Raw genomic sequence first — 14,457 nt, 5'->3', positions numbered from 1 at the left:
CACTCACTCATCCGGCGCATTTTCCGCTAAAGTTTTGAGAAATTTTCTCTGAAGATTTACCGCTAAATATGTTAGAAATTGCCGTTAATTATACTGTTTGGCAGGATTTGACATGACCTATACCCCCGGCCTATTGAGCGTCATTATGCCGCTCTACAATACGGGTGAACCATTCATTGCGTGTATGGATTCGCTGATTGCGCAAACGTGGAAAAATCTGGAGATCATCATTGTTAATGATGGCTCTACGGATAACTCTGCGCAGCTCGCACAGGCATATGCGGATCGTTATCCGCACGTTCATCTACTGCATCGGCGGAACGGGGGAGTCTCAGCGGCGCGTAATACCGGGATGGAAGTCGCCAGGGGTGAGTACATCGCTTATGTTGACGGCGATGATATTGCTTATCCGGAAATGTATGAAACGTTGATGAATATGGCGCTGCAGGACAATCTGGATGTGGCGCAGTGCAATGCCGATTGGTGTATTGCGGAGACGGGGCATACATGGGCATCCATTCCTACCGATCGTATACGTTCTACTGACGTGATGACCGGACCGGACTGGTTAAGAAAAGCGTTAGCCAGCCGCCGCTGGCGGCATGTTGTCTGGATGGGCGTATATCGTCATCAGACGATCCGCGACGCGGGGCTGACCTTCCTGTCTGGCCTGCACCACCAGGATATCATCTGGACCACGGAATTTATGTTTAACGCCAAACGCGCGCGCTACACGGAAGTTCCATTGTACAAATACTTTCTGCACGGCGCGTCCGTCAGCCGTCTGCCGCGTACCGGGCTGAAGAACCTCGCCTATCAGCGCCACTACATCAAAATTACCCGCCTGCTCGACAAGATGAATCACGAGTACGCCGGGCGCATTCCCATTTACCCGGAATTCAAACAGCAGGTGATTTACGAAGCGCTACGCGTTTGTCATTGCATACGTAAAGAGCCGGACGAAAAAATCCGCCAGCGTATGATTGCTGAAGTATTTGTGTCGGGTATGTTCAAACGGATGGTAAGTAATATCTGCAGCGTTAAGCTGGGTTATCAGGTGCTGCTGTGGGCCATCCGTTTTAGCCAGTGGCGCGATAAATCACTGACGCCGCGCCGCCTGGCCCATTTAACGCTGGAACTTAACGACTGATTATTGCCAGCCCTGCCACTGCAGGCGCATATACTGCACCAGCGTACTTTGGGTGATGCTTTCACCGAGTACGGTGAAGAATCGACTGGCGTAAATGGGTTCTAACGGCTGTTTCGGTTTGCACAATTTCACACCACGGAAAGGATTACGTGGTGCGCTGTTATTCGGCGGCGTGAGGTTGGGTCTGGAGGTATCGACCTGCGGTTCATTGAGCAGACTGCTCGGGCGAACCAGCGTAATATCGGCTGGCAGATTATAAAGCATCTGCTGTAATACTCGCACCGTGGAAGGGTGAGGGTGACCAATGGCGATTGCTGAGCCGTTGCGGCGTGCAAGATCGACGGCGCGAGTAAACTGACGACGAATGTCAGCTTCATTTTGTGTGTCATCCAGGAAGACTTTGCGTTTGATGACCTTCACACCGGTTCCTGACGCTGCGCGCATGGCCTGGCTGTTGCCGATAGTCATGCTGTCCAGAAAGTAGAGATCGTAACGCTCCAGCGCCTGCATCACCTTCTGCATGCCAAACAGGCTGGAAGTCATCGCGCTACCCATATGGTTGTTCAGCCCCACGGCATTCGGCACTTTACTTACCGCGTCGCGAATAATGCGCTCAATCTCTTCGCTGCTCATTTCCGGGCGCAAAGTATCTTTCTCTAACGGTTGTTTGCTCAGCGGCGCCATCGGCAGATGGATTAACACTTCATGCCCGCTGTTATGCGCTTTAATCGCCATTTCACGCGCGTGTGGGGCATTAGGGAGAACGGCAACCGAGATGGTGGAAGGCATCGCCAGTACTTGATTTTCAGTTTGTGGACGATAGCCGAAATCATCAATAACGATGGCGAGTTTGCCAGCAAAAACAGGTGTTACGAAGGCCAGCACGCTGGCAAGAGAGAGTAATTGACGACGAAATTGAGGCAAAACTTATCTTCCCAACCACGGCTGTGGATTGACCGCCTGACCCTGGCGACGAATTTCGAAATAGAGTGCCGGCCTGCCCTGACCGCCGCTGCTACCCACAAGTGCAATAGGCTGCCCGGCGCGAACCTGCGTACCGACGCTGACCAGCGCGCTCTGGTTATAACCGTACAGGCTCATATCGCCTTTACCGTGCTCAACCACCACCACCAGGCCATAGCCCTGCAGCCAGTCCGCCAGAATGACGCGACCATCGGCAATGGCTTTAACTTCGGTGCCTTCGGATGCGCCAATAACCATACCCTTCCAACGTAGCTCACCCTGCAGTTGTTCGCCATAACGATGCAGCGTTGGGCCACGAACGGGCCAGAATGCCTGGCCGCGCGGCGAACCCAGGCCACCGGTACGGGACATCAGTGATTTTTCGCTTTCGGTCGGCTTGTAGGTCGAGCCTTTTCGTGACGCATCCTTCTGCTTATCACGTACGGCCTGCGCCTCGCGCGCTTCACGTTCCGCGCGCGCTTTGGCCGCGGCTTCGGCGCGAGCAATGCTGTTGCGCAGACGGGATTCGTTAGCGCGCATTTCGCCCAGTTGCTGCTGGCCCTGTTGAATTGATGATTCCAGACCCGACAGTGTTTTCTGGCGTTCGTTACGCGCCTGCTCCAGCTTAGCCTGCTGAGCGCGTTGTTCGTACAGCAGGGTCTGCTGTTCGCTCTGCTTATCTTCCAGCTCGGCTTTTTGCGAGTCGACCTCTTCGCGGGTTTGTTTCAGCTGCGCGATAGTTTCTTGCCGCGCCTGGTTCAGGTAGCCGAAATAGGCCTGCAGGCGCTGTCCGCGCTGGCTTTCTTCGCCGCTGAGGATGAGCTGAATACCGGTGTGTTCACCCTGGCGAAACGCGGCGTCTAACTGTGCTGCCAGGCTGCGCTCTTGCGCTGCCCGCTGCTTTTCCAGCTTCGCGAGCGCGGCGTTCATCTCAGCGATTTGTGCATTCAGCTGTGCCAATGAGTTTTGTGTTTCGCGCAGTTGCCTTGCGGCGACGGCAATAGCCTGTTCCTGAGCTTTAAGCTGAGCGAGGAGAGTGGAACGTTGTTGTTGCTGTTGGCGTACCGCGCGTTCTTTTGCCGCGATATCGGCCTGAATAGATTTGAGCTGATCGCGTTCGTCCGCGTGGGCGGAAAAGGCGCACAGCAATACGCCAGCGCTAAGCGCGCTGGCGTAGAACAAGGGCCTGACTGAAAACTTTGGCAGTTTCACGGCCCGAGTGATGGTATTAATCGCCTTTCCCCTCATGGGGAGGGATTATTCCACGATGAACAGCGGCTTACCAGTCATCTCTTGCGGGATTTCCATACCCATCAGTGTCAGCATCGTCGGGGCGATATCCGAAAGTTTACCGCCTTCGACCGCTTTTACGTTTTTACCACCGACATAAATCAGCGGAACCGGCAGGTTGGTATGCGCGGTATGCGCCTGGCCAGTAGACGGATCGCGCATTTGCTCTGCGTTACCGTGGTCTGCGGTGATCAGCAGCTGTCCACCAACGGATTCAACGGCTTTCGCTACCTGCTCAACGCAATGGTCCAGCGCTTCAACCGCTTTAACCGCTGCTTCCATCACCCCGGTGTGGCCAACCATGTCGCCGTTCGGGTAGTTACAAATGATGGTGTCGTATTTACCACTCTCAATCGCTGCAACCAGCTTCTCGGTCAGTTCAGCAGAACTCATTTCCGGCTGCAGATCGTAGGTAGCGACTTTCGGAGAGTTGATTAGAATACGGTCTTCGCCTTTGAACGGCTCTTCTACACCGCCGTTGAAGAAGAAGGTTACGTGCGCATATTTTTCAGTTTCGGAAATACGCAGCTGCGTTTTTTCGTTCTTCGCCATCCACTCGCCAAAGGTGTTGGCCAGAGATGCTGGTGGGTAAGCAACCGCAGTTTTGATGTCTGCCGCGTATTCGGTCAGCATCACAAAGTTGAGGTTAACGACTTTCTTACGGGCGAAGCCGTCGAAATCAGCGTTAACAAATGCGCGAGTGATTTCACGCGCACGGTCAGCACGGAAGTTCATGAAAATCAGCGTATCGCCGTCTTCCATAGCTGCATCTGCCTGACCTTCGGCACGGATCACGGTCGCTTTGACGAATTCGTCGTTTTCGTCGCGGGCATAAGCAGCCTGCAGGCCTTCAACCGCCGTAGCGAACTGGAACTCGCCCTTTGCCAGCGTCATCAGATCGTAAGCCTGTTCTACGCGATCCCAACGGTTGTCGCGGTCCATGGCGTAGTAACGACCGATGATGGACGCTACGCGACCTTTGCCCAGGGCGGCAAATTTCTCTTCGAATTTCTGCAGGGAATGTTCAGCGCTGCGCGGCGGGGTATCACGACCATCAAGGAAAGCGTGCAGATAGATTTTTTCCGCACCGCGTTCAGCGGCCAGTTCTACCATCGCCATGATGTGATCTTCATGGCTGTGAACGCCGCCAGCAGAGAGCAGACCCATGATGTGTACCGCTTTTCCGGCATTTTTTGCCTGGTCGACCGCGTGGGTCAGCACCGGGTTAGCGAAGAAAGTACGTTCTTTGATTTCGACATCCAGACGGGTAAGGTCCTGATACACGATACGGCCCGCGCCCAGGTTGACGTGACCCACTTCGGAGTTGCCCATCTGGCGATCGGGCAGGCCGACTTCCAGACCAGACGCATCAATCAGGGTATGCGGACGTTTTGCCCACAGTGCATCCATTACCGGGGTTTTAGCACTAAAAATGGCGTTATCCTGGCTGTCTTCGCGATAGCCGTAGCCATCCAGAATCACCAGTACCATAGGTTTTTCAGAAACCGACATTGCGACAACCTCACACTCAATAGATAAAAAATAATTGCGTAATTTTACTACAGCTGAATCGATAAAGTAGCCCCCGAAGATCAAATAATGGGGGATCGCGTGCCAGGGGGAACACCGATTTACATTTTTTTTTCCGTAGCGCCCCGCAAAAATGCAATCCAATGCACGCTCTGGCTGTATTTGCGCCAACGCGCAGGTATACTCCTTTCCTGGTTTTTTTAATCACTGAGTCGGGAGTTGTTACCCCCCATGCAAGAAATTATGCAATTTGTTAGTCGCCACCCTGTCTTGAGTATCGCCTGGATTGCGTTACTGGCGGCTGTATTATTTACCACGTTTAAGAGCCTGACCTCAAAAGTGAAGGTGATTACTCGCGGCGAAGCTACACGTCTCATCAACAAAGAAGACGCCGTTGTTGTGGATTTACGCCAGCGCGACGACTTCCGCAAAGGCCATATCGCAGGCTCCACTAACCTGCTGCCGAGCGAAATCAAAGCCAACAATTTTGGCGAACTTGAAAAACACAAAAACAAACCTGTGATTGTGGTTGATGGTTCAGGCATGCAGTGCCAGGATTCAGCAACTGCGCTGATTAAAGCCGGTTTTGAGCAGGTATCCGTACTGAAAGACGGCGTAGCGGGCTGGAGTGGTGAGAATCTGCCACTGGTTCGCGGCAAGTAATTTACCCGTCTTCTTTCATGCCGCTGGGTAAAAAGAACACTGGAGATAAGTCATGGCCAATATTGAGATCTATACCAAAGCAACCTGCCCGTTTTGCCATCGCGCAAAAGCGCTGTTGAACAGCAAGGGTGTGAGTTTCCAGGAACTTCCGATTGACGGCGATGCCGTAAAGCGTGAAGAGATGATCAAACGCAGTGGCCGTACGACGGTTCCGCAGATTTTTATTGATGCACAGCACATTGGCGGTTGTGACGACTTGTATGCGTTGGATGCGCGTGGTGGACTGGATCCCCTGCTGCGATAAGGCGTACTGAAAGTATTTATTTAAAGGACAACACTAAGGGTTTTCTAAACATGTCAGAACAAAATAACACTGAAATGGCTTTCCAGATCCAACGTATCTATACCAAGGATGTATCTTTCGAAGCGCCAAATGCACCGCATGTTTTCCAGAAAGATTGGCAGCCAGAGGTTAAACTTGATCTTGATACCGCATCTACCCAACTGGCAGATGACGTGTATGAAGTAGTGCTGCGTGTCACCGTAACGGCTTCTCTTGGCGAAGAAACGGCGTTCCTGTGTGAAGTTCAGCAGGGCGGTATTTTCTCCATCAGTGGTATCGAAGGGACTCAGATGGCGCATTGCCTCGGCGCATACTGCCCGAACATTCTGTTCCCGTATGCCCGCGAATGCATCACTAGCCTGGTTTCACGCGGTACGTTCCCGCAACTGAACCTTGCGCCGGTCAACTTTGATGCGCTGTTCATGAACTATTTACAGCAGCAGGCTGGCGAAGGTACTGAAGAACATCAGGATGCCTGATGAACCAAAGTAATGCTTCAATGACTGTGATTGGTGCCGGCTCGTACGGCACCGCTCTTGCCATTACCCTGGCAAGAAATGGCCATCAGGTTGTGCTGTGGGGCCATGATCCAAAACATATCGCGACCCTTGAGCACGATCGCTGCAACGTCGCGTTCCTCCCTGATGTGCCTTTTCCCGACACGCTGCGCCTGGAAAGTGATTTAGCCACTGCGCTGGCCGCCAGCCGTAATATTCTGGTGGTGGTGCCGAGCCACGTCTTTGGCGAAGTGCTGCGTAACATCAAACCGCTAATGCGTCCTGATGCGCGTCTGGTCTGGGCGACAAAAGGTCTGGAAGCGGAAACAGGGCGTCTGCTGCAGGATGTGGCGCGTGAAGCGCTGGGGGATTCTATTCCGCTGGCGGTCATCTCCGGCCCGACGTTCGCCAAAGAGCTGGCGGCGGGTATGCCGACGGCGATTTCTCTGGCCTCAACGGACGATACTTTCGCTGACGATCTCCAGCAGTTGCTGCACTGCGGCAAAAGCTTCCGCGTTTATAGCAACCCGGATTTCATTGGCGTGCAGCTTGGCGGCGCGGTGAAAAACGTCATTGCGATTGGTGCGGGGATGTCCGACGGCATCGGTTTTGGCGCAAATGCGCGAACCGCATTGATCACCCGTGGACTGACCGAAATGTCGCGTCTTGGCGCGGCGCTGGGTGCCGATCCTGCCACCTTTATGGGGATGGCGGGTTTAGGCGATCTGGTGCTGACCTGTACCGACAACCAGTCGCGCAACCGTCGATTTGGCATGATGCTCGGCCAGGGGATGGACGTGCAGGGTGCGCAGGACAAGATTGGTCAGGTGGTGGAAGGCTACCGCAATACGAAAGAAGTTCGTGAATTGGCGCACCGTTTTGGTGTTGAGATGCCAATAACCGAGGAAATTTATCAAGTATTGTATTGCGGAAAAAACGCGCGCGAGGCAGCATTAACGTTATTAGGCCGTGCACGCAAGGATGAGCTGAGCCGCCACTAGCTGTAAGGAACTGTTGAATATAACGACCCGACCCGCGAAGAACGGGTCGGTCGTTTTGCTACCTTCTGGAGTACGCAATGCCGTGTGAAGAACTGGATATCGTCTGGAAAAACATTAAAGCGGAAGCCCGGGCACTGGCGGAATGTGAGCCTATGCTGGCCAGTTTTTACCACGCAACGCTGCTCAAGCATGAAAACCTCGGCAGCGCGCTGAGCTATATGCTGGCGAATAAGCTCGCGTCTCCAATCATGCCTGCCATTGCGATTCGCGAAGTCGTGGAAGAGGCCTACGCGGCCGATCCTGAAATGATTGCTTCGGCGGCTTGTGATATCCAGGCGGTACGCACGCGCGACCCGGCCGTCGACAAATATTCCACCCCACTTCTGTATCTGAAGGGCTTTCATGCGCTTCAGGCCTACCGCATCGGCCACTGGCTATGGCATCAGGGGCGTCAGGCGCTGGCAATCTTCCTGCAAAATCAGGTATCTGTTTCTTTCCAGGTAGATATTCATCCGGCGGCAAAAATTGGCCGTGGGATTATGCTCGATCACGCCACCGGTATTGTGGTGGGTGAAACCGCTGTAATTGAAAACGATGTCTCTATTTTGCAATCCGTTACGCTTGGCGGGACCGGTAAAGCGGGCGGCGATCGTCATCCAAAAATTCGTGAAGGGGTGATGATTGGCGCGGGCGCGAAAATTCTCGGCAACATTGAAGTCGGACGCGGCGCAAAGATTGGCGCGGGTTCCGTCGTTTTACAACCCGTACCGCCACACACTACCGCCGCAGGCGTTCCGGCACGCATTGTCGGCAAACCTGACAGCGATAAGCCGTCCATGGATATGGATCAGCATTTCAACGGGATACATCATACGTTCGAGTACGGCGACGGCATCTGATTTCGAGCCATGCACGGTGGCGCTGCGTTTACTGGGCCTACGTGGTATTTGTAGGTCGGATAAGGCGTCAGCCGTCAGCCGCCATCCGACAAATCAACTACGCAATACCGCGCCAGGATATCCCAACTGGCGCCAGGCCTCATACACCACCACCGACACCGCATTTGACAGGTTCATGCTACGACTGTCCGGCATCATCGGAATACGAATTTTTTGTTCGGCCGGCAGAGCGTCGAGGATACTGGCTGGCAGACCGCGTGTTTCCGGGCCAAACATAAGATAATCCCCATCCTGATAACTTACCGCGCTGTGCGCTGGCGTACCTTTGGTGGTCAGGGCAAACAGACGCTGCGGGTTTTCTGCGGCGACGAAGGCGGCGTAATCAGGGTGGCGCAGCACGGCGGTAAATTCATGATAATCCAGCCCCGCACGACGCAGGCGCTTGTCGTCCCAGGTAAAGCCCATCGGCTCAATAATATGCAGACGAAAGCCGGTATTGGCGCAAAGACGGATAATATTGCCGGTATTTGGCGGGATTTCTGGTTCGAATAAAACGATGTTAAGCATACTGCCCCCTTAATAACGGGGGGCAGAATAGCAGAAAGAGCGGGTACTATGCGACGGTCAGCGCGTGCGGTTTATAGCGTTGCAGTTTGTAAATTGTCGCCGCAGCAGCGAGCAGCGCGGGAAGGCTAAGGAACATTAAGATACTATCAGCCTGCCATTGCAGGGAAAGCAGCTGGGCGCTCATCATCGTTCCGGCCACGCCGCCGAATCGGCCCACTCCCTGCATCCACGCAATACCCGTCGCGCGGCAGTGGGTAGGATAGAACGTCGCAGCCAGCGTCTGTAGCCCGGACTGCGCACCGTTCATGGTAATCCCCATCAGGAAGATCAGGGCGCCGAACAGGATGATATGGTTATGCTCAAAACCGAGGGCGAGGGCAAACAGCATCGTCAGGATAAAGCCGAGTGACACCACTTTATGTGCTTCCCAGCGATCCATTAACCAACCGGCCAGCAGGATCCCCGCCGTACCGCCGAAGGTAAACAGTGAGGTTAACCAGGCCGATTCCGCCAGTGGATAGCCCATGCCCAACATCAGGGTTGGCATCCAGCTCAGCAGTACGTAATAGATAACCAGCCCCATAAAGTAGGTCAGCCACAGCATCAGCGTGCCCGGCAGCCAGGGCATACTGAACAATTGCGCCACGCTGCCTTTTTTGACCGTAACCTTGTCTTCATCCAGATAAAACTGGGTGACCTGTTCCAGACTGCCCGACATAAAGCGTTGGGCAATACGTTTCACCTGCGCAACGCTTTTACCACGGTGCACCAAATACTTAACCGACTCCGGTAGGAACAGCACTAACAGCACAGTGAGCGTCAGCGGGGCGATTGCGCCAGCGAGCAGCACGCTGTGCCAGCCGTAGTTGGGGATCAGCCAGGAGGAGATGACGCCACCGCCCGCAGCCCCTAACGGAAAGCCGCAATACATGGTGTTTATTGCCATCGAACGGCAGCGTTTGGGCGCAAATTCTGACACCAGGGTAATGGCATTAGGCATTGCCGCGCCGAGTCCAAGCCCGGTGAGAAAGCGCCAGAAGGTCAACATATTCAGCGTCTGTGCATAGGCGGTGCCGAGACTGGCGAGACCAAAGAACAAACAGGAAAAGACCAGAACGCGCTTACGGCCCATCCGATCGGAAATCGGTCCGGCTAATAATGCGCCAAATGAGAGACCCAATAATGCGGCGCTTAAAACAGGCCCGAGATCCTGCTTCTGGATGCCCCAGTCGGCAGAGAGCGTGGGCGCAATATAACCCATCGCCGCGGTATCGAAGCCGTCAATGGCTAACACCAGAAAGCCCAGGACAATAATCACCCAATGAAAGCGTGAAAAAGGACTATCGTCTATCGCCTGCTGGATATTCACTTTACCGGAATAAGCCATGTCACCCTCGCCAGTTATGATGGTTGTTATCTACCCGTCATACTTCAAGCTGCATGTGCGTTGGCTTTCCTCGCTCACCCCAGTCACGTACTTATGTACGCTCCTGAGATTCGCTGCGTTGCCGCCTTCCTGCAGCTCGAATTATTTGGGTATCTGTATAAAATGCCCTTGCATTAGCTTGTATATACATTTGGCGGTTGGATAAAAAGTTGTCAAATATATTGGTTGTAAATGTTAACTGGTCGTTATTTTTTCGCATAAAAAATGGCCGGACTGAGAACAGGCCGACCATGCAGAAAACGCGATTTTACGGGGGGAGAGTGTTACGCAGCGCTACCTTGGGCCAGAGGCGCTAATGCAGCAGGAAGGTTCTGACCCAGCTCCTGTACCAGCGAATCGCGGCTGATTTCGTTAATCGATTTCGCACCGGTCAGGGTCATCGCCACTTTCATCTCTTTCTCAATTAGGTTCAGCAGGTTCGCCACCCCGGCCTGACCGTGGGTTGCAAGTGCGTACAGATAAGCACGCCCCAGCAGCACGCTATCCGCACCCAGTGCAATCATGCGCACAACGTCCAGACCGTTACGGATACCGCTGTCTGCCAGAATGGTGATATCGCCTTTCACCGCATCGGCAATGGCGGGCAGCGCGCGAGCAGAAGACAGCACGCCATCTAACTGGCGGCCACCGTGGTTAGAAACGACAATACCATCCGCGCCGAAACGGACGGCATCGCGGGCATCTTCCGGATCGAGGATCCCTTTGATCACCATCGGGCCGTCCCAGAATTCACGGATCCACTCGAGGTCTTTCCAGGAAATCGACGGATCGAAGTTATTCGCCAGCCAGCCAATGTAATCCTCAAGGCCGGTAGGTTTGCCAAGATAGGTTGAGATATTACCTAAGTCATGTGGGCGACCGTTCAGGCCCACGTCCCATGCCCACTGCGGATGGGTAACCGCTTGCCAGTAACGGCGCAGCGCGGCGTTGGGACCGCTCATCCCGGAATGGGCGTCACGGTAGCGTGCGCCAGGCGTAGGCATATCGACGGTAAAGACCAACGTAGAGCAGCCAGCCGCTTTGGCGCGTTCCAGGGCGTTACGCATAAAGCCACGATCGCGCAGAACATATAACTGAAACCACATCGGACGCTTGATGGTCGGAGCGACTTCTTCAATTGGACATACGGAAACCGTGGAAAGCGTAAACGGAATGCCTTTGGCGTCAGCGGCAGCGGCGGCTTGCACTTCGCCCCGGCGCGCATACATTCCGCACAGGCCGACAGGCGCGAGGGCCACGGGCATGGAGAGCGTTTCGTTGAACAGCTTTGTCTCGAGGCTCAGATCGGACATATTCTTCAGCACACGCTGGCGCAGCGCCACTTCCGACAGGTCTTCGACGTTGCGGCGCAGAGTGCGCTCTGCATACGCGCCGCCGTCAATGTAGTGGAACAAGAAAGGGGGCAAAATACGTTGGGCTGCGGCGCGATAGTCGCTGGCTGCTGAAATAATCATGTGTTGTTCTCCCTGCTATTCTCACCAGGGTCACCGGGCAGGCGGGTTATACGCGCCTGACGGGCCTGATCTTCGTCAAATTGTTTAATCGTGGTGTGGACAAAGCTGAGGTGCGCCATCATGGCCTTACGCGCGCCATCAGCATCACCGGCGACAATGGCGTCCAGCACGGCCTGATGTTGTTCTGTAAGCTGTGAAAATACGGGCGGCACAAGATACATACGTTGGCGGCTCTGTTTTACCGAAGACTGCAATACGTCGAAGAAACCGCGCATGGTCTGTAACAGCACCACGTTATGCGAGGCTTCCGCAATGGCGAGATGAAAGCGCACGTCCGCCTGTGAGGCGAGATCTGGATCTTCGCTTTGCGTAGCCTCGAAACAGAGTCTGATCTTCTCTTTGTCGGCGCTGGTGGCCCGCATGGCTGCGTGCCAGGCGGTACTGGCTTCAATGGCGTGGCGGGCTTCCAGAATATCGAAGCTGTAATCAGGATCGTCCGCCAGCAGGGTTTTCAGCGGCTGAACGATGTTTTGTTCAGACCAGGCTTCATGCTGCCAGCGAACAAACGTCCCGCCGCCGCGACGGCTGATCAACACGCCTTCACTCACCAGCTTTGCTAACGCCTCGCGCAGCGAGTTGCGCGACACGCCGAGCTGTACGGCCAACTGGCGCTCAGCGGGCAACTTCATGCCCGCCTCCAGCTGTTGTTCTTCAATCAGCGCCCGCACACGAGATGCGACCTCGTCTGACAGGCGTCTGGGCATCACAATCATGGAATCATCCAGGTTAAGACATAAGCCTGCAGGGTGGTAATCACCCCCACCATACAGGTGAAAATCAGGCTATGTTTCACGGTAAAGCGGAACAGATCAGACTCTTTCCCCACTAATCCCACTGCCGCACAGGCGATAGCGATAGACTGTGGAGAGATCATCTTGCCGGTCACGCCGCCGGTGGTATTTGCCGCCACCATCAGCACATCCGAAACGCCGATTTGCTGAGCCGCGGTGGCCTGCAGGGCGGCAAACAGGGCGTTAGATGAGGTGTCGGACCCGGTCAGGAATACCCCCAGCCAACCGAGGAACGGCGAGAAGAAAGTAAACGCGCTGCCAGTGTGCGCCAGGGCCAACGCCAGGGTTGATGAAAGCCCGGAGTAGTTAGAGATAAATGCGAATGCCAGCACCATCCCGATGGAATAGATCGGTAGCGCCAGATCTTTCAGCGTGTTGCCAAAGGTCTGCAGCGCAGCGGACGGCTTCATCTTCAACCAGACGATAGACAGCAGGGCGGCAAACAGAATCGCGGTACCGGTCGCGGAGAACCAGTCAAATTTGTACACCGCCGCGTAGGCTGTGGCTTCGTGTACGACCGGTGGCATACGGGCTACCAGCTTGTCGAGGAACGGAACCGGAATATTGACCACCCAATGGTACATCGCGCCACCCGGCGCAAACAGCGCTTTAAACGGCGGTATGCTCCACAGCGTGACGGTGGCGGTCAGGAACAGGAACGGGGACCAGGCGCGGATGATTTGCCCCGCAGTGTAGCGGGTGCGCGACAGGTCCATATCGACCTGCGAAGCGCCCATATCGCCGAAGCGGAAGATACGTACCGGCTGCCAGCGTTTCAGGAACAGCGTCAGACACACCAGTGAGACCAGCGAAGAGATGATGTCCGGCAGTTCCGGCCCGATAAAGTTCGAGCTGAGGTATTGGGCGATAGCAAACGAGCCGCCAGCGACCATTACCGCAGGCCAGGTTTCTTTCACGCCGCGCCAGCCATCCATAATCGCCATAATCCAGAACAGCACGATAATCGTCAGGAACGGCAGCTGGCGACCGACCATCTGGCCAATCTCGAAGCTGTCCAGTCCGGTAACCTGACCAGCCACCAGAATCGGAATACCCATCGCGCCAAAGGCGACTGGCGCGGTATTCACGATCAAGCACAGCCCGGCCGCGTACAGCGGGTTAAAGCCCAGACCCACCAGCAGCGCGGCGGTAATGGCGACCGGTGCGCCAAAGCCTGCCGCCCCCTCAAGGAATGCTCCAAAGGAGAAACCGACGATCAGCATTTGCAGACGCTGGTCTGGGGTAATGGAGAGTATTGATGAACGGATGATGTCGAACTGCCCGGTTTTTACCGAGATTTTATAAACGAATACTGCTGCGATGATTATCCAGGCAATCGGCCACAAACCATAAAAGAAGCCGTATACCACCGAGGCCAGAGCGTGATCGACCGGCATTTTGTAGAACAGTAGGGCGACAGCCAGAGCGATCACCACCGTCCATGACGCCGCAACATAGCCTTTCAGCTTGAGCTTAATCAGGGCGAAGAAAAAGAACAGGATTGGGAGCGATGCGATCAGACTGGAAAGCCAGATGTTACCGGCTGGATCGTAGTTCTGTTGCCAGAGATTCATTGCAGGTCTCCTGGGGGCCTCAGACATAATGAAATGAGTCTTTGCTCATCTCTTCGTCACATTATGTGTAAAAGTGGCCCTGCCAATATTGTTGTGTAGGGGTAATGACAATGAATGGTTAATCAGATGTTATTTATTGGCAACGGTATTGTACGCGAATTTTAATGAAATGTGAGGTGATGGTAGGATCTGGTTATAATTGGTAGGGCCAATTGGCGGGGCAGGAAA

General features: G+C 54.5%; 14 protein-coding genes. 6 read left to right on the top strand and 8 right to left on the bottom strand.

Annotation, left to right across the window (positions count from 1 at the left end):
- Nucleotides 1-112: 112 nt before the first annotated feature.
- A complete protein-coding gene (locus FDX11_RS02265; RefSeq protein ID WP_061380911.1) occupies nucleotides 113-1,150 on the top strand; it encodes a glycosyltransferase in 1,038 nt (345 codons plus the stop codon).
- Here the strand turns inward: FDX11_RS02265 and FDX11_RS02260 are convergent, their stop codons facing one another.
- From FDX11_RS02260 to gpmM, 3 genes are read right to left on the bottom strand one after another with little or no spacing between them, the layout of a single operon-like run.
- Entirely contained in the window at nucleotides 1,151-2,074 is a 924-nt protein-coding gene (locus FDX11_RS02260; RefSeq protein WP_061380912.1) for a divergent polysaccharide deacetylase family protein, read from the bottom strand.
- Nucleotides 2,075-2,077: 3 nt separating this feature from the next.
- Nucleotides 2,078-3,337: a murein hydrolase activator EnvC gene (gene envC, locus FDX11_RS02255; RefSeq protein ID WP_233639320.1), complete on the bottom strand. Its 1,260-nt coding sequence runs from the start codon at nucleotides 3,335-3,337 to the stop codon at nucleotides 2,078-2,080.
- Nucleotides 3,338-3,370: 33 nt separating this feature from the next.
- The gene (gpmM, locus tag FDX11_RS02250) at nucleotides 3,371-4,915 is read right to left on the bottom strand and encodes a 2,3-bisphosphoglycerate-independent phosphoglycerate mutase (RefSeq protein WP_137397411.1); all 1,545 of its coding nucleotides are present in this window, start codon (nucleotides 4,913-4,915) and stop codon (nucleotides 3,371-3,373) included.
- 249 nt (nucleotides 4,916-5,164) lie between these two features.
- On the opposite strand from gpmM, the gene FDX11_RS02245 reads away from it, so the two are divergent.
- From FDX11_RS02245 to cysE, 5 genes are all read left to right on the top strand, one after another.
- The gene (locus tag FDX11_RS02245; RefSeq protein ID WP_003024148.1) at nucleotides 5,165-5,596 is read left to right on the top strand and encodes a rhodanese-like domain-containing protein; all 432 of its coding nucleotides are present in this window, start codon (nucleotides 5,165-5,167) and stop codon (nucleotides 5,594-5,596) included.
- 52 nt (nucleotides 5,597-5,648) lie between these two features.
- Entirely contained in the window at nucleotides 5,649-5,900 is a 252-nt protein-coding gene (grxC, locus tag FDX11_RS02240; protein ID WP_003024152.1) for a glutaredoxin 3, read from the top strand.
- A gap of 50 nt (nucleotides 5,901-5,950) precedes the next feature.
- The gene (gene secB / locus FDX11_RS02235; protein ID WP_003024155.1) at nucleotides 5,951-6,418 is read left to right on the top strand and encodes a protein-export chaperone SecB; all 468 of its coding nucleotides are present in this window, start codon (nucleotides 5,951-5,953) and stop codon (nucleotides 6,416-6,418) included.
- Nucleotides 6,418-7,437, top strand: a complete 1,020-nt coding sequence (gene gpsA / locus FDX11_RS02230; protein WP_008786462.1) for an NAD(P)H-dependent glycerol-3-phosphate dehydrogenase — start codon at nucleotides 6,418-6,420, stop codon at nucleotides 7,435-7,437. Before secB ends, gpsA begins: the two co-directional genes overlap by 1 nt.
- A 77-nt stretch (nucleotides 7,438-7,514) precedes the next feature.
- Nucleotides 7,515-8,336, top strand: coding sequence for a serine O-acetyltransferase (cysE, locus tag FDX11_RS02225; protein ID WP_016154965.1), 822 nt, complete (start codon nucleotides 7,515-7,517; stop codon nucleotides 8,334-8,336).
- 93 nt (nucleotides 8,337-8,429) lie between these two features.
- Here cysE and trmL read toward each other — a convergent pair whose 3' ends face one another.
- From trmL to lldP, 5 genes are all read right to left on the bottom strand, one after another.
- The gene (gene trmL / locus FDX11_RS02220; RefSeq protein ID WP_003827329.1) at nucleotides 8,430-8,903 is read right to left on the bottom strand and encodes a tRNA (uridine(34)/cytosine(34)/5-carboxymethylaminomethyluridine(34)-2'-O)-methyltransferase TrmL; all 474 of its coding nucleotides are present in this window, start codon (nucleotides 8,901-8,903) and stop codon (nucleotides 8,430-8,432) included.
- Between the two features lie 46 nt (nucleotides 8,904-8,949).
- Nucleotides 8,950-10,290, bottom strand: a complete 1,341-nt coding sequence (locus FDX11_RS02215; protein ID WP_042311600.1) for an aromatic acid/H+ symport family MFS transporter — start codon at nucleotides 10,288-10,290, stop codon at nucleotides 8,950-8,952.
- 323 nt (nucleotides 10,291-10,613) lie between these two features.
- Nucleotides 10,614-11,804: an FMN-dependent L-lactate dehydrogenase LldD gene (gene lldD, locus FDX11_RS02205; RefSeq protein WP_061380913.1), complete on the bottom strand. Its 1,191-nt coding sequence runs from the start codon at nucleotides 11,802-11,804 to the stop codon at nucleotides 10,614-10,616.
- Nucleotides 11,801-12,577 (bottom strand): transcriptional regulator LldR, encoded by a 777-nt coding sequence (gene lldR, locus FDX11_RS02200; RefSeq protein ID WP_042311604.1) that lies wholly within the window; start codon nucleotides 12,575-12,577, stop codon nucleotides 11,801-11,803. Before lldR ends, lldD begins: the two co-directional genes overlap by 4 nt.
- On the bottom strand, nucleotides 12,574-14,229 hold the full coding sequence (gene lldP, locus FDX11_RS02195; RefSeq protein WP_042311606.1) for an L-lactate permease: 1,656 nt from the start codon (nucleotides 14,227-14,229) through the stop codon (nucleotides 12,574-12,576). Before lldP ends, lldR begins: the two co-directional genes overlap by 4 nt.
- Nucleotides 14,230-14,457: the final 228 nt, after the last annotated feature.

The organism is Citrobacter sp. wls714, from assembly GCF_005281025.1.
Lineage (GTDB): Bacteria > Pseudomonadota > Gammaproteobacteria > Enterobacterales > Enterobacteriaceae > Citrobacter > Citrobacter werkmanii.
Note: the sequence above shows the minus strand (reverse complement) of the source record. Positions and strands in the feature narration are given on the sequence as shown.